11 protein-coding genes are annotated in these 23,867 nt (G+C 65.9%); 8 read left to right on the plus strand and 3 right to left on the minus strand.

Annotated elements, in window-relative coordinates; translation table 11 throughout:
* Positions 1 to 251 precede the first annotated feature (251 nt).
* From K419_RS0102650 to K419_RS0102685, 8 genes are all read left to right on the plus strand, one after another.
* Positions 252 to 1,916 (plus strand): PfaD family polyunsaturated fatty acid/polyketide biosynthesis protein, encoded by a 1,665-nt coding sequence (locus tag K419_RS0102650; RefSeq protein ID WP_026840206.1) that lies wholly within the window; start codon positions 252 to 254, stop codon positions 1,914 to 1,916.
* Positions 1,913 to 9,364: a type I polyketide synthase gene (locus K419_RS0102655; RefSeq protein ID WP_035496826.1), complete on the plus strand. Its 7,452-nt coding sequence runs from the start codon at positions 1,913 to 1,915 to the stop codon at positions 9,362 to 9,364. Before K419_RS0102650 ends, K419_RS0102655 begins: the two co-directional genes overlap by 4 nt.
* Positions 9,365 to 9,366: 2 nt before the next feature.
* Entirely contained in the window at positions 9,367 to 16,569 is a 7,203-nt protein-coding gene (locus K419_RS0102660) for a type I polyketide synthase (RefSeq protein ID WP_026840208.1), read from the plus strand.
* Between the two features lie 252 nt (positions 16,570 to 16,821).
* Positions 16,822 to 17,865, plus strand: coding sequence for a 3-oxoacyl-ACP synthase III (locus tag K419_RS0102665; protein ID WP_026840209.1), 1,044 nt, complete (start codon positions 16,822 to 16,824; stop codon positions 17,863 to 17,865).
* Positions 17,866 to 18,059: 194 nt separating this feature from the next.
* Positions 18,060 to 18,962, plus strand: coding sequence for an alpha/beta fold hydrolase (locus K419_RS0102670; protein WP_026840210.1), 903 nt, complete (start codon positions 18,060 to 18,062; stop codon positions 18,960 to 18,962).
* Between the two features lie 4 nt (positions 18,963 to 18,966).
* Positions 18,967 to 20,607 carry a fatty acid CoA ligase family protein gene (locus K419_RS0102675; protein WP_026840211.1) on the plus strand — a complete coding sequence of 547 codons (1,641 nt, stop codon included), beginning with the start codon at positions 18,967 to 18,969 and terminating at the stop codon, positions 20,605 to 20,607.
* Positions 20,604 to 21,596, plus strand: coding sequence for an NAD-dependent epimerase/dehydratase family protein (locus tag K419_RS0102680; RefSeq protein ID WP_026840212.1), 993 nt, complete (start codon positions 20,604 to 20,606; stop codon positions 21,594 to 21,596). The genes K419_RS0102675 and K419_RS0102680 overlap by 4 nt, the downstream gene beginning before the upstream one ends.
* Complete coding sequence (locus K419_RS0102685) at positions 21,593 to 22,273, plus strand: 4'-phosphopantetheinyl transferase family protein (protein ID WP_026840213.1); 681 nt, start codon at positions 21,593 to 21,595, stop codon at positions 22,271 to 22,273. The genes K419_RS0102680 and K419_RS0102685 overlap by 4 nt, the downstream gene beginning before the upstream one ends.
* Positions 22,274 to 22,317: 44 nt before the next feature.
* On the opposite strand, the gene K419_RS0102690 is transcribed toward K419_RS0102685, so the two are convergent.
* From K419_RS0102690 to K419_RS0102700, 3 genes are read right to left on the minus strand one after another with little or no spacing between them, the layout of a single operon-like run.
* Positions 22,318 to 22,704: a type II toxin-antitoxin system YhaV family toxin gene (locus tag K419_RS0102690; protein ID WP_026840214.1), complete on the minus strand. Its 387-nt coding sequence runs from the start codon at positions 22,702 to 22,704 to the stop codon at positions 22,318 to 22,320.
* A gap of 3 nt (positions 22,705 to 22,707) precedes the next feature.
* A complete protein-coding gene (locus tag K419_RS0102695; protein WP_026840215.1) occupies positions 22,708 to 23,577 on the minus strand; it encodes a hypothetical protein in 870 nt (289 codons plus the stop codon).
* Positions 23,578 to 23,584: 7 nt separating this feature from the next.
* The gene (locus K419_RS0102700; protein ID WP_026840216.1) at positions 23,585 to 23,851 is read right to left on the minus strand and encodes a zinc ribbon domain-containing protein; all 267 of its coding nucleotides are present in this window, start codon (positions 23,849 to 23,851) and stop codon (positions 23,585 to 23,587) included.
* Positions 23,852 to 23,867: the final 16 nt, after the last annotated feature.

The raw sequence follows: 23,867 nt of genomic DNA on the forward strand, positions 1-23,867 counted from the left end.
GCCGCTCCAATCAGGTTCAGCTAAAAGTTGGCTGAAGCCGCGTCTTGTCTTGCCTTTTTGCTCGATTTAATGTACACATACTCTGCTATAGTGGGCGACCTGTCCGTTCTGCTAAACCCGCTTGAGACAAGTACAATCGACGATGCATGGACCTGCCTCCGCCATGCCCAAGCTTGTCCTTCTGCCGAATCATTACTCGTTTAGGCCATCGCAATTCCGCTGCTAATTTGCTGGCAACAGGAGAAGCCCGTTTGGATCCATTTTCACTACAGGGTGACCATACCGCTCGCTCTGCAAACCTGGAAAACCTGGGTTCGTGGCACCCCGCCTCGAACGCCCCCCCTCAAAAGGCCGCTAACCTGAGAGAAGCCCTCCGCTACGTACGCCAGCCGCTGTATCTCGTAGAAAAGGAAAGGACCACGGTCCCGAGGCTGGGAGGCATCGGCCGGCTCGGCGCCGTCAACCCGGGCGCGCTGCCGATCGCCGCTTACGCCCCTCCCTGCTTTCCGGAAAACCTGGGGGATCCTTCTTTTTGCCGCGAACTTGGCATCCGCTACCCCTACGTCGGCGGTTCCATGGCCAAGGGGATCAGTTCCGCGGCCATGGCCGAGGAGTTGGGCCGCGCCGGGATGCTCGGCTTCTTCGGCGCCGCCGGCCTTCCGCTTGCCACCGTCTCCGAGACCGCCGACCGCCTCAAGGCCTCCCTCGGCGACATCCCCTACGGCTTCAACCTGATCCACTCCCCGCATGAGCCCGAGCTTGAGAGCGAGCTCGCCGAGCTGTACATCAGGAAGGGGATCCGCATCATCGAGGCCTCGGCCTTTCTGGCCCTGACGCTGCCACTGGTCAGGTACCGGCTGCACGGCATCAAGCGCGCCGCCGACGGGACCATCGTGACCCCCAACCGCATCATCGCCAAGGTCTCCCGCGAGGAACTGGCGGCGAAGTTCTTCGCACCGCCCCCCGAGAAGCTCCTGCGCGCGCTGGTCGCCAACGGCTCCATCACCGCCGAGCAGGCCGAACTGGCCGCGCTGGTCCCGCTGGCGCAGGACGTGACGGCCGAGGCGGACTCCGGCGGCCATACCGACAACCGCCCCGCCCTCGCCCTCTTCCCGACCATCAACGCGCTGGCGGCGAAGCTGCAGCGACAGTACGGCTACAGCTGCCGCCTGCGGGTGGGGCTTGGCGGCGGAGTCTCGACGCCGGCCTCAGCGGCAGCCGCCTTCTCCATGGGCGCCGCCTACCTCGTGACCGGGTCGGTGAATCAGGCCTGCGTCGAGTCCGGCACCTCCGACACGGTGCGCGGCATGCTCGCCGGCACCCGCCAGGCCGACGTGACCATGGCCCCCGCCGCCGACATGTTCGAGATGGGGGTCACCGTGCAGGTCTTGAAGCGCGGCACCATGTTCCCCATGCGCGCACAGAAGCTCTACGAGATCTACCGCGCCTGCAAAAGCCTCGACGACATCCCCGCCGCCGAGCGCGAGAAGCTGGAGAAGACCATGTTCCAGGCGCCGCTCGCCGACATCTGGCGCGATACCCGCGCCTTCTTCGCCAAGCGCGACCCCTCCCAGGTCGAGCGTGCCGAGCGCGACCCGAAGCACCTGATGGCGCTGGTCTTCCGCTGGTACCTCGGCATGGCCGCACACTGGGCCAAAGACGGCGCCGAAGAGCGGCGCATGGACTACCAGGTCTGGTGCGGCCCCGCCATGGGAGCCTTCAACGAATGGGCCTCCGGCTCCTTCCTCGACACCCCGGGCAACCGCACAGTCGAAGCCGTGGCCCTCAACATCCTGCACGGAGCGGCCGCACTCAACCGCGCCAACTTCCTGAGCAGCCAGGGCATCGAACTCAGGATGGATGAAATCGCACCGCAACCTCTCGAAATCGCACAAATCAAGGAGTACCTTTGTTGAAAACTGACGATCTGAAGCCGGCCGCCTCCAGTAACGGAACTCAGCTTGCCATCATCGGCATCGGTTGCCTTTTTCCCAAGGCCGAGGACCGTGACGCCTACTGGGCCAACATCGCCGATGGGATCGACGCCATCACCGAGGTCCCCGAGACCCACTGGCCGGTGGACGCCTACTACGATGAGAACCAGAAGAGCCCGGACCGCACCTACGGCCGGCGTGGCGGTTTCCTCTCCCCCGTCGACTTCAATCCGATGGAGTTCAACATCCCCCCTAACGTCCTGGAGGCGATCGACACCTCGCAGCTTTTGGGGCTCGTCGCTGCCGGCCAGGCGCTGAAGGACGCGGGGTACGGCCCCGACCGCAGCTTCGACAAAAGCCGCGCTTCGGTCATCATCGGCGTAACCGGCACGCTGGAGCTGGTGATACCCCTCGGTGCACGGCTCGGCCACCCGATCTGGCGCTCGGCCTTGAAGGACGCAGGCGTAGACGAGGCGACCGCCAACGACGTCGTGGAGCGGATCTCCGACTCCTACGTCCCCTGGCAGGAAAACTCGTTCCCGGGTCTTTTGGGCAACGTGGTTGCCGGCCGCATCAGCAAGCAGTACGACCTGGGCGGGACCAACTGCGTCGTCGACGCGGCCTGCGCCAGCTCCTTCAGCGCGTTGCACCTCGCCTCCATGGAACTTGCCTCCGGCAAGTCCGACATCGTGGTGACCGGCGGCATCGACACCTTCAACGACATCTTCATGTACATGTGCTTCAGCAAGACCCCCGCCCTCTCCCCTAGCGGCAACGCGAAGCCCTTCGACGTTTCCGCCGACGGGACCATTCTCGGCGAGGGGCTCGGGCTCGTGGTCATTAAGCGGTTGGCGGATGCGGAGCGCGACGGCGACAGGATCTATGCTGTGGTGCGCGGCGTCGGTTCCTCGAGCGACGGCAAGGGTGACGCGATCTACGCCCCGAGCGCGACCGGACAAAAGAACGCGCTCCTGAACGCCTACAAGAACGCGGACGTCACCCCGCAGAGCATCGGCCTGATCGAGGCCCACGGCACCGGCACCAAGGTAGGGGACGCTGTCGAAGTGAGTGCGCTTCGCGATGTATACGGCGAGTCGGAGCTTCCCTGGTGCTGCCTCGGCTCGGTCAAGTCCCAGATCGGCCACACCAAGGCCGCCGCTGGTTCCGCCGGCCTTATCAAGGCGGCGCTCGCGCTGCACCACAAGGTGATCCCCCCGACCATCAAGGTGCAGACCCCACAAAAAGAGGTGGTCGGTGAGAAATCCCCCTTCTATCTCGCCAAGGAAAAACGCCCCTGGTTCCCGCGTGCCGACGTGCCGCGCCGCGCCGCCGTCAGCGCCTTCGGTTTCGGCGGCTCCAACTTCCACGTGGTCCTCGAGGAGTACCAGGCCGACAAGAAGGCGGCCGACTGGGACGGCAACACCCAGATCCTCGCCTTTTCCGGCGCCGACGCCGCAGCCATAGCTGCCGGGCTCGACCGGGTGCCGGCGGCTGCAGCCTGGAGCGCCGTCAGGGAGCTGGCATTCCAGACCCGCGCGAGCTTCGACGCCATGGGAACCCTGCGCCTTGCCCTGGTGATCGAGCGCGGAAAAACCAACGTCGCCTCGCTGGTGAAGAACGCCAAGTCCATGCTGGAGAAGAACTCGAAATCCCCCTGGCAGACCCCCGACGGTGCCTTCTTCGGCTGCGGCGCAGCCGGCAAGCTCGGCATGCTCTTCCCGGGGCAGGGCTCCCAGTACACCGGGATGCTGAACGATCTCGCCTGCCGCTTCCCGCAGCTACTGGACGCGGTCACCGCTGCTAACGACGGTTTCACTTCCGCCGGTGGCAGGAGGCTTTCCGACCTCATCTACCCCCCCTCCGCTTTCGACGATACGACCCGTAACAGCCAGGAAGAGGCCCTGCGGGCGACCCAGGCGGCGCAACCTGCCATCGGTGCCGTGAGCCTCGGCGCGCTGCGCCTTTTGCAGTCCTTCGGCCTTGAGCCTGAAGGTGTCGCCGGCCACAGCTACGGCGAGCTGACCGCCCTTTGCGCCGCAGGCCGGCTGGACGAGAGCGCACTGCACGCCCTGTCGCGCCTGCGCGGCGAGCTGATGGGCGCCGGCAAAGGGGACAAGGGGAGCATGCTGGCCGTCTCCGCTCCGCTGGCGAAGATTGCCGAGGTGGTAGCTGCAGAGAAACTGGACCTGGTGATCGCCAACAAGAACGCCCCCTCACAGGCGGTCCTCTCCGGCGCCAGCGCCGAGATAAAGCGCGCCGTCGAGATCTTCAAGGGGCGCGGACTCACCTGCAAGGAGCTTCCGGTCGCAGCCGCTTTCCATAGCGCGCTTGTGTCCGACGCCGCCACGCCGTTTTTGGCCGCGCTCGCCAAGATCGAGATGCCTAAGGCGAAGGTCCCGGTATACGCCAACACCACGGCCGCGGTTTATCCTGCGGACCCCGCAGCCGCCAAGGCGCAGCTCGCTTCCCAGCTCGCCATGCCGGTCGAGTTCGTGGCGGAGATCGAGGCGATGTACGCGGCGGGCATCACCAGCTTCGTCGAAGTCGGCCCCGGCAACAGGCTGACCGGGCTCGTGCAGGCCATCTTCGCCGACCGGCCGCACGCAGCCGTCGCCCTCGACTCGTCTTCGGGCAAGCGCGCAGGCATTGCCGACCTGGGCCGCACGCTGGCGCAACTGGCAGTGCTCGGCTTCGGCGTGAAGCTCGCCGCCTGGGACGAGGGATACCAGCCGGCTCCCGCAGGTAAGAAGCCGCTCTTGAGCATTCCCATCTGCGGCGCCAACTACAGCAAGCCGAAGCCGAAGAAGCCGCCGGTCCTGCCGAAACCGGCAGCGGTGGCTGCACCAGCTGCTCCGCAGGCGGCACCAGTAGCCATGAGCGCGCCGGCTGCACAGCAACCCGCCTACCAGGCTGCACCGGCTGCGCCCCAGCAAGCTTCCTTCCAGGCAGCACCGGCCGCCACCACAGCACCCCAGGCGGCGCTTGGTGAATCTTTGCGCCTGGCGCGCGAAGGGATGGCGGTCCTCCAGCGGATGCAGGAGGATACCGCGCAGTTGCACCGCCGCTTCCTCGAAGGGCAGGAGACCGCAACCAGAACCTTCCAGACCCTGCTCCAGCAGCAGCAACAGTTGATCCTGGGCACCAACCTTTCCCCCGCCGCAGTGGCTCCGGCGACCGTACCGGTCCAGGCGCAGGCCCCCTCGTACGTCGCCCCGGCTCCGATGGCTGCACCCGCCGCCCCGGCTGTCTCCGCACCAGTGGCTAAGGCCGCGCCCGTCGCCGCCGCACCGGCAGTCGCCCCTGCGCCTGCGCCGACAGCAGCCGCTGCTCCCGCTTCCGCTACCGCCGACTCGGCGCGCATCACGCAGGTGCTCCTCGCGGTAATCGCCGAGAAGACCGGGTACCCTGTCGAAATGCTGGAACTCGACATGGGGATGGATTCGGATCTCGGCATCGACTCGATCAAGCGCGTAGAGATCCTCTCCACGCTGCAGGAGCGCCTCCCGGGGACTCCGGTCATCGGCCCCGAACACCTGGGGACACTGCGCACCCTCGGCGACATCGCCGGCCATCTCTGCGCCGGTTCAGCTTCGGCCGCACCCGCTGGCGAAGGGGGACAGGCACCTGGCGGAGCCAGTCCCCTTGTCGCATCGGCAGCAACCGCTGCGCCCGCCGCTTCTTTCGGGGTCGCAGCCGAGCAGATCACCAGCACGCTTCTCTCCGTAGTAGCCGAAAAGACCGGCTACCCGGTGGAGATGCTGGAACTCGACATGGGAATGGACAGCGACCTCGGCATCGACTCCATCAAACGGGTCGAGATCCTCTCCACGCTGCAGGAGCGTCTCCCCGGCACCCCGGCCATTGGCCCGGAGCACCTGGGGACCCTGCGCACCCTGGGGGACATCGCAAGCTTCCTCGCTGCCGGATCGGCTTCGGCCGCACTCGCCGGCGAAGGGGGACAGGCACCTGGCGGAGCCAGTCCCCTTGCCGCACCGGCTCAGCTCGCAGCACCCCAGACCGCAGCAATCGCCGCCGGCGAGGTCACCAGCACCCTTATGGCCGTAGTCGCCGAAAAGACCGGCTATCCGGTGGAGATGTTGGAACTCGACATGGGAATGGACAGCGATCTCGGCATCGACTCCATCAAGCGGGTCGAGATCCTCTCCACGCTGCAGGAACGCCTCCCCGGCACCCCGGCCATAGGCCCCGAGCACCTGGGGACTCTGCGCACCCTGGGGGACATCGCAAGCTTCCTCGCTGCCGGTTCAGCCTCGGCCGCACTCGCCGGCGAAGGGGGACAGGCACCTGACGGAGCCAGTCCCCTTGCCGCAGCAGTCCCGGCTGAAGAGATCACCGCCACCCTGCTCTCCGTCGTCGCCGAAAAAACCGGCTACCCGGTGGAGATGCTGGAGCCTGGAATGGGGATGGACAGCGACCTCGGCATCGATTCGATCAAGCGCGTCGAGATCCTCTCTACGCTGCAGGAACGCCTGCCCGAGACTCCGTCCATTGGCCCCGAGCATCTGGGAACCCTGCGCACCTTGGGCGACATAGCAAGCTTCCTCTCTGCCGGTTCGGCTTCGGCGGCGCACGCCAGCGAAGGGGGACAGGCAACTGACGGAGCCAGTCCCCTTGCCGCCGCATCCAGCGACCCCGCTCGTATCATGCAGACCCTGCTTGAGGTAGTCGCCGACAAGACCGGCTACCCCGTGGAGATGCTGGAGCCGGGAATGGGTATGGACAGCGACCTCGGCATCGACTCCATCAAGCGCGTCGAGATCCTCTCCACGCTGCAGGAGCGCCTGCCCGAGACTCCGTCCATTGGCCCCGAGCATCTGGGAACCCTGCGCACCTTGGGCGACATAGCAAGCTTCCTCTCTGCCGGTTCGGCTTCGGCCGCGCCCGCCAGCGAAGGGGGACAGGCACCTGGCGGAGCCAGTCCCCTTGCCGCTCCGGCATCCGCATCGGCTCAGCCCGTCGCAGCCCCTGCCGACGAGGCAAGCCAGGCGGTCGCCGCGGAACCGGTACCTGCACCGGCCCAGGCGATCCAGAGAAGCTCCGTCACCCCTGTAGAGCTTGCCGCTGACGACGAGGGCGAGGCCATCGTCCTTGCCAACGACGGCGAGATCTGGGTCACCGACGACGGTTCGGCGTTTGCCTCCGAGCTTTGCAGCATTCTCCTGGAGCACGGCTGCACGGTGCGCAAGGTCAACGCGGCCCAGGCCCAGCAGACAGCGCCAGCCGGGAAACTCTCCGGCCTGGTGATCTGCGCGCCCACCGCAGGCACCGACGACCTATTCCTGGAAAACGCCTTCCAGCTGGTCAAGAACGCCGCCGGCGCCCTGAACGAGTCGGCTAACGCCGAAGGGGCCGTCTGCGTCACCGTCTCCCGACTGGACGGGGCCTTTGGTTTCGGCTCCGGCAAGAGCATCAAGGATGCGCTCTCCGGCGGACTGGCGGGGCTCGCCAAGACGGCGGCGCTGGAATGGCCGGAAGTCTCCTGCAAGGCGATCGACCTGGGCGAGTTCCCGCATGCGGCTACCGCCGCCAGCGCCGTCGCCATCGAGATGCTGCGCCGCGGCCCGGTCGAGGTAGGTCTCTCCAGCAAAGGGCGCTTCGCGCTGCAAACCGTTGTGCTTCCCTCCGCACCGGCTCCGGCAGAACCCGCTATCAAGGCCGGCGACGTGGTGGTAATCACCGGCGGCGGGCGCGGCGTGACCGCGGTCTCCGCCCTTGCACTCGCCAAGGAGTACAAGCCGTTCCTGGTGCTCCTGGGGCGCAGCTCCGAGCCCGAGGATGAGCCCGCCTGGCTTGCCGGCGTCTCCGAAGAAGCCGAGATCAAGCGCGCCATCATGCAGAACGCGGTGGGCAAACTCCACCCGCGCGAGATCGAGGAGCGCTACCGGGCCGTCATGGCCGGGCGCGAACTTAGCGACACCCTGCAGAAGATCTCCGCCACCGGCGCCGAGGCGATCTACCGCTCGGTCGACATCCGCGACCGCAGCGCCATGGAACTCCTCCTGGGCGAGATTCGCCGCGCCCATGGCCCGATCCGTGGCGTGGTCCACGGCGCCGGCGTCCTCGCCGACCGCCTTATCGTCGACAAGACGCCCGAGCAGTTCGAGCAGGTCTACAGCACCAAGGTCGAAGGGCTGCGCGCGCTCCTGCACGCGACCCGCAACGACGAGCTTAGCTTCATCGCCCTCTTCTCCTCCTCCACCGGCCGCTTCGGCCGCGTGGGCCAGGTTGATTACGCGGTCGCCAACGAGATCCTCAACAAGGTGGCCCAGGCCGAGGCGCGCCGCCGCGGCGGCTGCCGCAGCGTCAGCATCAACTGGGGTCCCTGGGACGGCGGCATGGTCACCCCGGCACTCAAGAAGGTCTTCTCAGCCGAGGGGATCGGCGTGATCGACCTCACCGAAGGCGGCGACTTCCTCGCCAGAGAAATCTCCGCTGCCGGCGCGCCGGTCGAGATCGTAGCCATCGCCCAGCTCCCCGAGCAGAAGGGAGCAGCCGCCCCGGCCTCCTCCGCGGCGAAGCCCGAGAACCTCTCCGAGGCGTTCACGCTGACCCTGACCGTCCCGGAATTCCCGTTCCTGCGCTCGCACGTTTTGGACGGGAAAGCGGTGGTCCCCATGGCGGTCATCGTGGAATGGCTCGCCCACGGCGCGCTCCACGGCAACCCCGGTTTCCGTTTCCACGGCTTCAATGATCTAAGGATCTGCAAAGGGGTGGTCTTCGAGGACAACACCTCGTTCCCCTTGAGCGTGCTGGCCGGGCGCGCCGTGAAGAAGGAATCGTTCTGGCTGGTGCCGGTTGAGCTCTCCAGCCCCGGCGTCAACGGCAGGACCGTCCTCCATGCCCGCGCCGAGATCGTGCTCGCCACCAAGCACGTGGAAGGTATCCGCTCCATCACCGAAATACCGGCCACCGCCTACGCGCCGCACGACGGGGTCATCTACAACAACGAGCGCCTCTTCCACGGCCCCGATCTGCACGGCATCGAGCACGTCGACGGTTGCTCCGCCAAGGGAATAGCCGCCTCGGTCAAGGGCGCGCCCGCGCCGGGCAAATGGATCCGCCGCCCCTTGAGGAGCGCCTGGCTCACCGACCCGCTGGTTATGGACAGCGCCTTCCAGATGATGATCCTCTGGAGCTTCGAGCGCTTTGGCGCCGGATCGCTCCCCTGCTTCGCCGGGCGCTACCGCCAGTTCCAGGAATCCTTCCCCAAGGAAGGTGCCCAGGTAGTGATCCGCGTCACCTCCGAGAACCCGCGCGGCGCCAGCGCCGACATGGAATTCCTGGACCGCAACACCGGCAAGCTCATAGCGCGCCTGGAGGGATACGAGTGCGTCATCGACCCGTCCCTCAAGCAGGCCTTCCAGCGTAACAAGCTGCGGACCGTTTCCGTTGCACTGGGGGCGGCATAGGCATGAAGCAGCAGTCGCCTTCCGTGGCAATCGTCGGCATCGGCGGGATCTTTCCCGACGCGCCGGAACTGACAACTTTCTGGAATAACATCCGCAACGCTAAAAGTGCCGCCCGCGAGGTCCCGGCCGGGCGCTGGCAGCTCCCGGCCGATACCGCCTTCCACCCCGAGGCGGGAAAGCCGGACCACGTCTACTCCAAGCGCGGCTGCTTCATCGACTCCATTCCTCCCCTGGCTAGCCTTTCGGGGCTGAACATCGACGCCGAGCTTGCCTCGGGGCTCGATCCCCTGTTCCACCTGCTGCTGCACGCCGGCAAAAGGGCCTTCGACTCCGCCGTCACCACGGGGGTCGACCGCTCCCGCATCGGCGTCATCATCGGGAACCTGGCGCTTCCCAGCGAGAAATCCGCGGAGCTCTCCCGCGCCCTTTTGGGGCGGAACTTCGAGGAGAAACTCCTCGGGCACGCGGGGGACGCACCGATCCCGCAGGGGCTGAACCGCTACGTGGCCGGTCTCCCTGCGGGCCTTCTTTCCGCGGCTCTCGGCCTGGGTGGCGGCTGCTGCACCCTCGACGCCGCCTGCGCTTCCTCCATCTACGCCATCAAGCTTGCCTGCGACGAGCTTCTCTCCGGTCGCGCCGACGCCATGCTCACCGGCGGGCTCTCCCGCCCAGATCCGCTCTACACCCAGATGGGCTTCTCCCAGCTGCGCGCGCTGTCGCGCCGCGGCATATGCTCCCCGTTCGACGCGAGCGGCGACGGCCTGGTCGTGGGCGAAGGCGCGGGTATCTTCGTGCTGAAAAGGCTCGCTGACGCCGTGGCGCAGGGAGACAAGATCTACGGCGTAATCAAGGGAATAGGTCTTTCCAACGACGTGGGTGGGAGCCTCCTGGCCCCCCTTTCCGACGGGCAGTTGCGCGCCATGCGCGCCGCCTACGCCAAGGCTGGATGGGAGCCGCAGGACGTCGACCTCATCGAGTGCCACGCGACGGGCACCCCCGTAGGGGACGCCACGGAAGTGGCGAGCCTCAGGGAGCTTTGGGGCGAAACGGGCGAGGCCGGTAAAGGGTGCGTCATCGGCTCGGTGAAGTTGAACATCGGCCACCTTTTGACCGCGGCTGGTTCGGCGGCACTCACCAAGGTGCTCCTGTCCATGGCCGAGGAGACCTTGCCCCCTACCGCCAACTTCAACGCGGCGCCGGCCAACTTCCAGCTGGAACAAAGCCCCTTCCGGGTGCTGCAGAGCGCCGCTCCCTGGAAAAGGCGCGCCGACAACGTCCCGCGCCGCGCCGCCGTCTCCGCCTTCGGCTTCGGCGGCATCAACGGGCACCTGCTGGTCGAGGAGTGGCTCCCTGAGAGCGAGGCCGCAGCATCCCCCGCCCCGGCAAAGGGTTGCCCCATAGCCGTCGTGGGCCTGGACGCCCGATTCGGGGAGTGGCAGGATCTCACCTCCTTCCAGGCACGCGTCTTGGGCGGAGGCGCTGCCGCGCGCCCGACCCAGCCCAAGGACTGGTGGGGCGCCGAGAAGAGCGCCTGGTTCGCCAAGGGAAAGCTGAAGGAGACCCCCTTCGCCGGCTTCTACCTGGACCAGTTCGACCAGAGCCCTGGGCAGTTCCGCATTCCGCCCAAGGAGCTGGAAGAGATGCTCCCCCAGCAGCTCCTCATGCTGCAGTCGGCCGCCGCGGCCATCGCCGACGCGGGTATGGACAAGAAGGAAAACCTGCGCGCCGGGGTCTTCATCGGCATCGCTCTCGACCTGAACAGCACCAACTTCGCCTTCCGCTGGTCCATCGCCGAAAAGGCGCGCGAATGGGCCAAGGAGCTGGGCCTCAACCTGAGCGAACAGGAATTCGAGGCGTGGGTCGCACAGTTGCGCGAAGAGGCCGGCCCGGCACTTAGCGCCAACCGGACCATGGGCGCGTTGGGAAGCGTCGTGGCGAGCCGCGTCGCCCGCGAGTTCCGCTGCGGCGGTCCCAGCTTCACCCTGTCCAGCGAGGAAAGCTCGGGCCTGCGCGCCCTGGAGATCGCTGTGCGCCAGCTCCAAAGCGAGGAGGTCGACCGCGCCGTCGTCGGCGCCGTCGACCTTGCCGGCGACCTGAGGGCGGCGATCGGCCAGCACCTGGGACGCCCCTACTCCCGCTTCGGGAGCGCTACCCCCTTCGACCAGTCCGCCGACGGCGCCATCATAGGGGAAGGCGCGGCCAGCGTCATCCTGAAGCGACTTGAAGACGCGGAGCGCGACGGGGACAGGATCTACGCCGTGATCGGCGGCGTGGGTGCCGCCAGCGGCGACCTGATGCTACCAGGCGCAGCCGCTTACCGGCACGCGCTGGAGCGCGCCTACGGCGAGGCCGGCGTCACGCCGGAAAAGGTCGGCTACCTTGAGGCACATGGCAGCGGGCACGCCGCCGAGGACCGCATGGAAGCGGCGGCCCTTGCCGAGTTCTTCGACGACCCCGCACACGCCGCAGCCTCACAAAGGCGCTTGGCCGTCGCCAGCGTCAAGGCGGACATAGGGCACGCAGGCGCAGCCAGCGGCCTAGCCTCCCTGGTCCGCGGCTGCCTCGCGCTTTACCAGGAGATCATCCCCGGGGCGCGCTCCGCCGAGCGGCCGCTCGGCAAGGTCTCGGGAAGCGGTTCGCTCTTCTTGCCGGAGGCCTCGCGCTTCTGGCTCAGGAACCGCTGCGACGGGCCGCGCCACGCCGGTGTCAGCGTCTTCGGCGTGGACGGCAGTTGCAGCCACGTTGTGCTTCAGGGGTACGACAAGGACCAGCTCAAAGCTGCGGCCGAAAAGGTCGCTCCTTTGGGGGGATGGGACGAATACCTCTTCTGCATCGCAGGTAGCGACCGGGAGCAGCTTGCCGAGCGCCTGCAGCAGTTGAAGCAGCAGGCCGAAAGAAAACCGGCGCCGTCGCTGTCCGCGCTCTCGCATGACCTGCTCAACAGCCAGAGGAGCCTGGCCGGCGAACCGCTGGCGATAGCCCTGGTGGCGCGCAGCCTGGAAGAGCTCGCTTCCCTCTGCTTGCAGGGGGAGCGGATGGTCCAGTCGGGCCCGGCCTACGCCGAGGCGGTGCTCCACCCGTCGCTTCGCGACCGCATCTTCTTCAACGCCGACCCTATAGGGAAATCAGGAAAGATCGGCTTCGTCTACCCTGGTTCCGGCAACCACTTCGCCGGGATGGGGATGGAGCTATCCGCGCACTGGCCGCAGGTCTACCGCCGCCAGGACGGCGAGAACCTCTACCTGCGCGACCAGTTCCAGCCGGAGCAGTTCTGGAACGGCGCTCCCATGGAGAGCGTCAACGAGAACCATCTGGCCGTCATCTTCGGCCAGGTCGCGACCGGCTGCGCCGTGACCGACGTGGTGCGGCAATTCGGCATCGACCCCAGCGCCGTGATCGGCTACAGCCTGGGCGAATCCGCCGGCCTCTTCGGCAGCCGCACCTGGGTCGAGCGCGACCTCATGCTGTCGCGCATGAAGGCCTCCACCCTATTCACCCGCGACCTGGCCGGCGAGTGCCGCGCCGCCCGCGAGGCGTGGGGGGAAACCGAGGGGAAGGAGATCCACTGGAGCATCGGCGTGGTCGACGCCCCGGCCCGCGAGGTGCGGCGCGCGCTGAAGAAAACCTCGCGCGTCTACCTCCTCATCGTCAACACCCCCGATGAATGTGTCATCGGCGGCGACGTGAAGTGGGTGAAGCATCTGGTCGCCATGCTGGACTGCCGCTTCTTCCCGCTCCAGGGGGTCACCACCGTGCACTGCGAGGTGGCGCGCCAGGTGGCCAACCCTTACCGCGACCTGCACAACTTCAACACCACCCCTCCCGCTGGGGTTACCTTCTACAGCGGCGCCGCCGGCGCGGCGTACCAGGTGCACCGGCGCTCCGCAGCCGACTCGATCCTCTCCCAGGCCATCGAGGGGATCGATTACCCCAAGGTGATCGAGGCGGCCTACGCCGAAGGGGTAAGGTACTTCATCGAGATGGGACCGGGCGGCTCCTGCAGCCGCATGATCGGCCGCATCCTCGCCGGACGCCCCCACATGGCGCGTTCCGTCTGCCTCCCCGGGGTGGACGCCAATTCGGCCCTGCTGCGGCTTTTGGCCCAGCTCACCTCCGAGCGCGTTCCCGTCGACTTCGAACCGTTGTTCGCCCTCGCACCGGAGCGTGTCAGCGCCACGGCCTTAGTCGGCGAGGGGAAAACCCTTCGCTTCACTACCGGCGGCGACCCCTTTGCACCGTCGCGCCCGGGAATGGAGGCTTCCGCACCGGCACAGGCGGCACAGGCGGCACCGCCTGTCAGGCCGCAGGCGCCCGTTTCCGCCGCACCTGCCGCAACCAAGGTAGCCGTACCGCAGCCTCCTCAGATACGGCGGTCTACAGATGCGCCGGTAAGTACCTTGTCGATTCCGGCTGCAGATCAAGTGGTTGCACCGACAGCACCATCGATACACAATGCCGCAACTAAGGCGCAGCCTCAGGCAGCTCAGCCCCAGATGGGGCAGCCGCAAGTGAACCCCGCGCCACTACAGGCCGTTTCGCCGCTCCCCATCCAGGGTGCGATCCAGGAACCGCTGCTGCGCGAATTCGCCGCCGCCCAGGAAGCGTCCCAGCAGGCCCATGAGGCTTACCTGCGCGTCGCCACCGGCCTGAGCCGTTCCATCGCCGAGACGCTGGCGCTGCAGATATCCCTGCAGCAGCAGATGCTGGCCGCGGGGATGCCACTGGATGCGGCATCTGCTTTCCCTGCAACGGGTAATTATCCGGGATGGTCTCCGGAACCGGCTGCGGCAGTACCCGCAGCCCCCCCGGCGACAGTGCAGCCTGCCCCCTACCCCGGCGCCCTTCCCGCGCTCTACGACGAGCAGATGTGCTTCGAGTTCGCCGTGGGCTCCGTCGCCAAGATGCTCGGGCCCGAGTTCGCAGAGGCCGACAGCTTCCCGACCCGCGTGAGGCTCCCCGACACGCCGCTGCAACTGGTGCACCGCATCGTGGCGCTGGAGGGAGAGCCCAAATCCATGACCAGCGGCCGCGTGGTGACCCAGCACGACGTGCACCCGGGCGCCTGGTACCTGGACGGCGGCCGCATCCCGACCTGCATCGCAGTCGAGGCGGGTCAGGCGGACCTCTTTCTTTCCGGCTACCTGGGGATCGACTTCATCACGAAGGGACTGGCGGTATATCGCCTGCTGGACGCCGTGGTCACCTTCCACCGCGATCTCCCGGGGCCGGGCGAGACCATCAACTACGACATCCGCATCGAGCGCTTCTTCCGCCAGGGCGAGACCTACCTGTTCCGTTTCCACTTCGAGGCGACGGTTAACGGGGAGCCGCTTCTATCCATGCGCAACGGCTGCGCCGGGTTCTTCACCCAGGGCGAACTCGACGCCGGCAAGGGAATCGTGCGGGGCGCCATCGACCTCCGCCCCAAAACCGGCAAGCTCCCGCCGGACTGGAAGTACCTGGTGCCGATGCAGCCTGCCTCATATGGCGCGGAGCAGTTGAATGCGCTGCGCAGGGGGGATCTCGCCGCCTGTTTCGGCCCCCTCTTCGCCGGGCTTCGCGTAGGGCGCCCGCTCACTATACCGGGCGGCAGGATGGAGCTCGTGCATCGCGTCATGGAGCTCGTGCCCGACGGCGGGCGCTGCGGCCTGGGCTTCATCCGCGCCGAAGCCGACATCCACCCTGAGGACTGGTTCATCACCTGCCACTTCGTCGACGACCGCGTCATGCCCGGCACGCTCATGTACGAGTGCTGCATGCACACGCTGCGCATCTTCCTGCTGCGCCTGGGATGGGTCGCCGAGGCGGACGGCGCCGCGTGGCAACCCGTTCCCGGCGTCGCCAGCCAGCTTTGCTGCCGCGGTCAGGTGCTGGAGACAACCAAGGTGGTCACCTACGAGGTGACAGTAAGGGAACTGGGCTACCGCCCCGAGCCCTACGCCATCGTGGACGCGCTGATGTACGCCGACGGCAAGCCCATCGTCGAGATCACCAACATGTCGGCTCAGCTGACCGGAACCAACCATCAAGCACTGCTTGAACTTTGGGGCGCCAAAGGCCAGGAACTGCATAACGTAGCGGCTCCCGCTCCGACCCAGCCAGCCGGCAACTACGACGTGAAACCTGCCGTCTACACCAAGGCGCAGATCCTCGCTTACAGCAACGGCAAGCCGTCCGAAGGGTTCGGCGACAGGTACCGGATCTTCGACAGCGTCAGAAAGATCGCCCGTCTCCCCGGACCTCCCTTCCAGTTCATGGACCGGGTCACCGCGGTGCGAGGCGAGCCCTGGCAGATGGTCCCTGGGGCATTGGCCGAAGCGCAGTACGACATCCCGGTGGACGAGTGGTATTTCGCCGCCGACCGCCAGGCGCGCATGCCCTTCTCCGTGCTGCTTGAAGCGGCGCTGCAGCCCTGCGGCTGGCTCGCAGCCTACGTGGGCTCCGCGCTCACCACCCCCAACGACATCTCCTTCAGGAACCTGGGAGGGACGGCGGTGCAGCACCGGGCCGTGACGCCTGAGACCGGCACGCTCACCGCGACCGCCACCCTCACCAAGGCGGCGACCAGCGGCGGGATGATCATCCAGGAGTTCAGCTTCAGCGTAGCCGACCGCCAGGGCGTCCTCTACGAGGGGGACACGATGTTCGGCTTCTTCGCCAAGGAGGCGCTGGCAAACCAGGTCGGCATCAGGGAAGCGGCCCCGCACCAGCCTACGGCGGAAGAAATCGCGCGAGGAGAGAAGCTCCCCTATCCCGAGAGCCGCCCGTACCCAGAGAAGAAGCTGAGGATGATCGACCAGATCGAACTCTACGTCGCCGACGGCGGCCCGGCCGGTCTCGGTTACCTGAAAGGGACCAAACTGGTTGACCCGAACGACTGGTACTTCAAGGCGCACTTCTACGAAGACCCGGTGACGCCAGGGTCGCTGGGGCTTGAGTCGTTCCTGCAACTGGTGAAGTTTGCGGCGGTCGAGCGTTGGGGCTGGCAGGAGGGTGACACTCTTGCGGCTGTGGCGCTGGAGCGGGAGCACCGCTGGCTCTACCGCGGCCAGGTGGTGCCGACCAATAAGGAAGTCACCGTAGTTGCCTGGATCACCGCCGTCGATGACGCCAACAAGGTACTTACCGCCGCCGGGTTCCTGTACGTGGATGGGCGCGCCATTTACCAGATGAACGACTTTACGTTGCAGTTGGAGCGGGGGTAGGCGGCAAGGAAATCCCCCCTGCCCCCCCTTCGCAAAGGGGGGAACGCAAGTTCACGTGCGGCGCTGGGTGGGTGAATGGAATCAAAGTTCTTTTCGATGTTGGTTCGACGATAAAAAAGAGTTTGGTTTTCCTCTGTGTTCCTCTGTGGTGAGTGCTTTTAGGTTTGGTTTTCCTCCATGACCCCCGTGAACCTCCGAGTCCTCTGTGGTCATGCTTTTTTAGATTTTGAGCTTCCGTTTTTAAGGTGATGAATGAAGTATTCCAAGGTATTTATCGAATCTTTCGGCTATGAGCTTGCTCCGGTGGTCGTCACTTCCGACGAGCTGGAGGCGCGGCTGGAGCCGCTTTACAAAACCCTGCACTTCACCCCCGGACAGCTCCAGGCGCTGACCGGCATCCGTGAGCGGCGCTGGTGGGAGCCCGGCTTCCAGCTTTCCAAGGGGGCCGTCGCCGCCGGCAAGAAGGCGCTTTCGGCTGCCGGCATCCCGGCTTCCGAGATCGGGGCGCTCCTTTACACCGGCGTCTGCCGGGAGCGGTTCGAGCCTGCCACCGCCTGCCGCGTGGCCGCCGGGCTCGGCATCTCGGGAAACGTCGCGGTGTTGGACCTCTCCAACGCCTGCCTCGGCGTCTTGAACGGCATCCTCGAAGTCGCGAACCGCATCGAGCTGGGGCAGATCCGCGCGGGTCTGGTGGTCTCCTGCGAGAGCGCCAGGGACATCAACGACATCATGATCGCCCGCATGCTAGAGGACAGGAGCATGGAGAACTTCGCCAGTTCGCTCGCCACCCTCACCGGCGGCTCCGGCGCGGTGGCCGTGCTCTTGACCGACGGCTCCTTCTCCAAATCTGGCAGGCGGCGCCTGCGCGGGGGACTGACCCAGGCGGCCCCGGAGCACCACGCCCTTTGCCTGTGGGGCATCACCCCCGACGGCAAGGGAGGCTTCGCGCAGTCCATGAGCACCGATGCGGTCAGCGTGATGAACTACGGGGTCGAGCTCGGCCGCCGCACCTGGGAGCAGTTTCTTCCCGAGGTGGGCTGGGGCGAGCACGACGTGGACCGGGTGGTCTGCCACCAGGTGGGGAGCGCGCACCAAAGCGCCATCTTGAAGACCTTGGGGATCCCGCTGCAGAAAGACTTCACCAGCTACGAGTTCCTGGGCAACATGGGGACCGTCTCCCTGCCGCTCACCGCGGCGCTTGCCGATGAGAGGGACGTCCTCTCCGAGGGGGACCGGGTGGCGCTGCTGGGAATCGGGAGCGGGCTCAACTGTCTCATGCTGGGAGTGGATTGGTAACAACCGCCCTCACCCCCGCCCCTCTCCCAAAGGGCGAGGGGAGATTAATTCACTCATCAACCACTCAATTTCGCCCAGCGGCAGGCAGCCTTGTTTCACGCTACTCACAGACTTCCGCAAACCCCGACCCTCGCCCTTTGGGAGAGGGTCGGGGTGAGGGTAGCACGACATACACAGACACAGGTAAGCATCTAATGACTTTCGACATAAAAGCGCACTACCCCTTCACCGGACGCACGCTGGATCTGGACGGCCTCTCCTACCACTACCTCGATGAGGGCGCGGGCGAGCCTGTGGTCATGGTGCACGGGAATCCTTCCTGGTCCTTCTACTACCGAAACCTGGTGCTGGCGCTGCGGGACAAGTACCGCTGCATCGTCCCGGACCACATCGGCTGCGGCTTTTCGGACAAGCCCGGCGACGACCGCTACGACTACACGCTCGCGCGCCGCATCGACGACCTGGAGCGCCTTATCGACCACCTTCAGCCGGAAGGGAAGATCACCCTGGTACTGCACGATTGGGGCGGGATGATCGGCATGGGGTACGCCAACCGGCACCGGGAGCGGATCGGGCGCATCGTGCTCCTGAACACGGCCGCCTTCCATCTCCCCAAGGAGAAGCCCTTCCCGCTAGGTCTTAAGATCTGCCGCGATACGGCCCTGGGGACGCTTCTGGTGCGCGGCTTCAACGCCTTCAGCGTGGGGGCCTCCATCGTCGGCTGCAAGAAAAACCCGATGCCCTGGGAACTGCAGCAGGCGTACCGCTCCCCCTACGACTCCTGGGCGAACCGCATCGCCACCCTGCGCTTCGTGCAGGACATCCCGCTTGCCCCCGGCGACCGCAACTACGACCTGGTGAGCGAGATAGCCGCTGGCCTTGAGCGGTTTGCCGATCTCCCCATCGCGATCTTCTGGGGTGAGCTCGACTTCGTGTTCGACCGGACCTTCCTTGCTGAGTGGAGGCACCGCTTCCCCAAGGCGAAGGTGAAGAACTACCCCGACGCCGGACACTACCTCCTGGAAGACATGAAGCAAGAAGTCGTGCCGATGATTGCCGAATTCCTGCGAGAGACCACACCCGGGGAGATCCGTTAAGGCCATGCTAGAGAGCGAACTGGTCAACATTGCAGCGCACCTACCGGAGATGGCGAAGCGCCAGCCCGATACGAGCGCCATCATCTTCCCCAAGCAGAACCGGAGCTTGAGCTTCTCTGAGCTCAACACGCTGAGCGACCGGATCGCGCGGGGGCTGATCGCCAACGGCATCTGCCGCGGCGTGCGCACCGTGCTTATGGTGACGCCGAGCCCGGAGTTCTTCGCTCTCACCTTCGCCCTCTTCAAGGTAGGCGCTGTGCCGGTACTGATCGACCCGGGGCTGGGGATCAAGAACCTGAAGCAGTGCTTTGCCGAGGCGCAGCCGCACGCCTTCATCGGCATCCCCAAGGCGCACCTGGCGCGACTGATCTTCGGCTGGGGGAAGGAAACCATCCGGACCTGGATCACCGTCGGCCCGCGCCTTTTCTGGGAAGGAACAACGCTCAACAAAATCATCGAAGAGCACACCGACGCTTCCCCCTTTGTCCCCGCCCCGACCAGTTCCGAGGACGTCGCCGCCATCCTCTTCACCAGCGGCAGCACCGGGGTCCCCAAGGGGGCGGTCTACAGCCACGGCAATTTCGCGGCGCAGGTCAAGGCGCTGAAGCAGGTCTACGGGATCGAACCAGGCGAGATCGACCTCCCCACCTTCCCGCTCTTCGCCCTTTTCGCCCCCGCCCTCGGCATGACCGCCGTTATCCCGGAGATGGACTTCACCCGCCCGGGGTCGGTGGACCCGAAGAAGATCATCGGCGCCATCCATACCTACGGCGTCACCACCATGTTCGGCTCACCCGCACTGATCAACCGGGTCGGGCGCTACGGGGTGCAGCACCAGGTGAAGCTTCCCACCTTGAGGCGCGCCATCTCGGCCGGCGCCCCGGTGTCGGCTGCGGTACTGGAGCGCTTCACTTCGCTGCTGAACCCCGGCGTGCAGGTCTTCACCCCTTACGGCGCCACCGAGGCGCTCCCCGTCTGCTCCATCGGCAGCACCGAGATCCTGGAAACCACCAGGAAGATCACCGATGCCGGCGGCGGCGTCTGCGTCGGCAGGCCGGTCGAGGGGATCCGACTGGAGATCGTCCAGATCAGCGACGACCCTATCTGCAGCTGGCACGAATCGCTGCGGGTACCGACCGGGAAGATCGGCGAGATCGTGGTGCAGGGGGAGCAGGTCACCAGGGGGTACTACAACCGCCCGGAATCGGACCATCTCTCCAAGATCGCCGATCCCGAGACCGGTTCCTTCTTCCACCGCATGGGGGATCTGGGCGGGCGCGACGAGGAAGGTAGGATCTGGTTCTGCGGACGCAAATCGCATCGCGTGGAGACCGAGTCCGGGCCGCTTTACACTATCCCGTGCGAGGCAGTGTTCAACGCCCACCCGGCCGTGTTCCGCACCGCGCTGGTGGGGGTGGGAGCACCCGGCGAGCTGAAGCCCGTGCTCTGCGTGGAGCTGGAAAAGGACGTCAAGGTGGATCCTGAACTGGTCCGGGCCGAGCTCCTCTCCTTCGCACAGGACCACATCCACACTAAGTCGATTGAAACCATACTGTTCCACCCGGCTTTCCCGGTGGACATCCGTCACAACGCCAAGATCTTCCGGGAGAAGCTGGCGGTCTGGGCGGCTGCGAGGCTCAAATGAAGGCTCTGGTGACCGGCGGCGGGGGCTTCTTAGGCTCGGCCATAGTGCGCCAGTTGCTGGCCCGGGGGGACCAGGCGGTCAGCTTCTCGCGCGGCGAGTACCCGGAACTGGCCCTGCTGGGCGTGGAACAGCGCCGGGGCGACCTGTCGGATCCGGAAGCAGTGGTGGACGCGGCCCGGGGGTGCGACGTCGTTTTCCATGTCGCCGCGAAGGCGGGGATCTGGGGAGAGTTCGAGGAGTACTACCGCGCCAACGTCACCGGCACCGAAAACGTCATCGAGGCCTGCCGCAGGCTCGGCATCGAAAGGCTCGTCTATACCGGTTCCCCAAGCGTCGTCTTCGACGGCTCCGACGTGGAGGGAGGGGACGAGTCGCTCCCTTACCCTGCCCATTTCGAGGCGCATTACCCCCACACCAAGGCACTGGCCGAACAGGCTGTGCTCGCGGCGAATAGCCCGACCCTGGGGACGGTGTCGCTGCGCCCGCACCTGATCTGGGGTCCAGGCGACAACCACCTGGTGCCGCGCATCGTGGCTAAGGCGCGCTCGGGCGCCTTGAAGCGAATCGGCAACCGCCCCTGCCTGGTGGACACGGTGTACGTCGAGAACGCCGCCGAGGCGCACCTGAACGCGGCCGACCGGCTGAAAGCCGGAAGCGCGCCGGCGGGAAAGGCGTATTTCATCTCCAACGGCGAACCCATCCCGCTCTGGGAGATGGTTAACCGGATCCTCGCGGCGGCAGGGCTTCCCCCGATAACGCGCCAGGTCTCCCCGGGCCTTGCCTACGGCGCCGGCGTGGTCTGCGAGACCCTCTGGAAGATGCTGCGCCTCTCCGGCGAGCCCCCCATGACCCGCTTCGTAGCCAAGGAACTGGCCACGGCGCACTGGTTCGACCTCTCCGCTGCGCGCGCCGATCTCGGTTACCACCCCCGCATATCCATCGCCGAAGGGCTTAGGCTGCTGCAAGACGCCCTGAGGCAAGGTCGTTGATACCGGTTCCGGGCGAGGAAGGGGTCTTCTTCGAGCTGGCTTCCCTGGACCGCTCCGAAGCGGAAAGAAAGCGTCTGTTCGCCCACCTCTCGCCGGATGAACTGCTGCGGGGTGATCGTCTTTTGGACCCGGTAAAAAGAGAGCGATTCCTAGTGGGGCGAGGGATACTGCGCGAACTGCTGGGGGGGGCGACCGGGGAAGAAGCGCGGGAAATCGGATTTGCTTCTGGGGAACACGGCAAACCGTCGCTGCAGCGTGATGCCGCAAACGGTCCCATAGGTTTCAACGCGTCACATTCCGGTTCATGCCTTCTGGTCGGCGTCGTCTTCGGCGGCGAGGTGGGGGTGGACCTGGAAGAGCTGCGGCCGGATCTCGACTTCGCGCCCATAGCCCGGCGCTACTTCTCTCCCCGCGAGCAGCAAGAGCTGTTCAGCCTGCCCTGGAAAGAGCAACTGACCGCTTTCTACCGCTGCTGGACCCGCAAGGAAGCCTACCTGAAGGGGATCGGCACCGGCTTTTCGCAACCTTCCACCTGCTTCGACGTATCGCTCTTGCCTGGAGAAAAGCCGGCGCTCCTGGCGCACCGCATCACGCCGGAGGAGGTGGGCATATGGCGCCTGCATGATCTACCCGTCCCAACCGGCTACTGCGCCGCTATCGCAATCTGCAACACCTGAGGCGTAGGCACCCGAGCAAATCCCTCACCCCCGCCCCTCTCCCTTCACTTCTTAACCCGAAAGGCCCGGTAGGCGTCCATGTGGCTGCGGTACTTGGTGAGGCTGACCTCGCTGTTCATCCAGGCATAGATGATCGCGTTGCTCTCTCGATCCCATTTGAAGAAAAGGCGATGGTGCTCGTCCGGCTTAGCCCGCCTCCACTGCCGGTAGACGTGCCCCGGCGTCTCCCCCTGATAAAAGCTCGGGTGCTGCGGGTCCGCAGGGACCTCATCCTTGATGGTCTTGTAGACACGCGCCAACAGCTTCGCCTGGGGCGATTTCTTGTAGTTCTGGGGATCCCTTTCCCGCTCCTTCGCCACGGCGGTTACCAGTTCGTCCAGAACCTGCTGGAACGCCGCGTGAAAGCGGATGCGCGATTCGTTGCTCACCATCGATCAGACCTCCACGCCTGCCACCAGCTCCTCGATCAGCTTTATCTGCTCCGGGTCCGGGACCTTGATGGTGTCGGCGCTTTCCCCCAACTCCCGATCCATGTAGTCGTACAGCTCGTACATCGTTTCGTTTTCGACTGAGAAAGAGAAAACGTCGAAGATGCGCGGGTGGCAGGCGGCAGCGTCGAGTTTCGCCGCTATCAGATCCTCGTAATAGGAGGCGACCAGGTTGTCCGGGAGCAGGAAGCGGTAGTGGATGAAACAGGAGGCGTCTTTCAGGGGCACCAGCTCGTAGCGGTGCTTGAGGAGAATGGCGTCGCTCTCGCAGAAAGCGTCCCCCAAGGCGGTTATCACCTGCTTCAGGTCCTTTTCCAGGAGCCCGTGCTTGGCGAGGCTGCCGTTGAGCGCGTCGAAATGCCCCTGGTCCGGGTGCCGCACCCCTTCGTGGCTTTCCTGCCACTGCTGCAGCAGCCTTTTTTGAAGCGAAAACCTCCCCGTCAGGGGGGCGATGCGAAGGGCGGCGTTCAGGAGCTTCGGATCCTGGGGGGCGAGGTCGAGGGCGAGCAGCGTGTACTTCGCGCACTCGTTCCAGAGGCAGCTTTTTTCGAGGGAGAGGGCGTAGTACATCAGCGGCAGGCAGGATTGGGAGAGTTCGATCGCCTTCAGGTGCTGGGCGTGCATGGAGGAGAGGTCGTGCTCCAGGCAGGCGACCAGCCCCATAAGCGCGTGCCCGGAGCCGGGGTCGCTCTTCAGCAGGGTACCGGCCGCCTTCTTGTACTTGGCAAGCTTGATCCCTTGGGTCACATCCCTGCGGGTGAAAAGGGAGAGTTCGCTCCAAAGCTGCGTGAAATCGGTTTGCTTCTTCCAGAACATGGCCAACTCAAACGAACTCGGTCTGGCAGTACTTGCACACAGTTTCCCGCCACTTGACGAACTCCTTGCATTTCGGGCACTGCCGGTAATGGCCGGAGACAGGGCGCAAGGGTTTCTGGAACAGGGTCACCATCAAGGTGGGGGGAAACACGAAGTTCAGCAGGAACCAGGTGAAAGGGTTGCGCCCCTTGGACCAGGCGATCCAGGCGCCGATCAGCCCCGGGAGCAGGAAGAAGACAGCTATAAAGATCCACCCGCGAATGTCGTCCGTCATGCATCCTCCCTTAGTG

Source organism: Citrifermentans bremense R1, from assembly GCF_000426865.1.
In the GTDB taxonomy this organism is placed as follows: domain Bacteria; phylum Desulfobacterota; class Desulfuromonadia; order Geobacterales; family Geobacteraceae; genus Geomonas; species Geomonas bremensis.

Bases quoted from the DNA above. Each gene is read 5' to 3' on its own strand.
- K419_RS0102660 (WP_026840208.1), top strand. From the start codon at position 9,367: ATGAAGCAGCAGTCGCCTTCCGTGGCAATCGTCGGCATCGGCGGGATC.
- K419_RS0102665 (WP_026840209.1), top strand. From the start codon at position 16,822: ATGAAGTATTCCAAGGTATTTATCGAATCTTTCGGCTATGAGCTTGCT.
- K419_RS0102670 (WP_026840210.1), top strand. From the start codon at position 18,060: ATGACTTTCGACATAAAAGCGCACTACCCCTTCACCGGACGCACGCTG.
- K419_RS0102675 (WP_026840211.1), top strand. From the start codon at position 18,967: ATGCTAGAGAGCGAACTGGTCAACATTGCAGCGCACCTACCGGAGATG.
- K419_RS0102680 (WP_026840212.1), top strand. From the start codon at position 20,604: ATGAAGGCTCTGGTGACCGGCGGCGGGGGCTTCTTAGGCTCGGCCATA.
- K419_RS0102690 (WP_026840214.1), bottom strand. From the start codon at position 22,704: ATGGTGAGCAACGAATCGCGCATCCGCTTTCACGCGGCGTTCCAGCAG.
- K419_RS0102695 (WP_026840215.1), bottom strand. From the start codon at position 23,577: ATGTTCTGGAAGAAGCAAACCGATTTCACGCAGCTTTGGAGCGAACTC.
- K419_RS0102700 (WP_026840216.1), bottom strand. From the start codon at position 23,851: ATGACGGACGACATTCGCGGGTGGATCTTTATAGCTGTCTTCTTCCTG.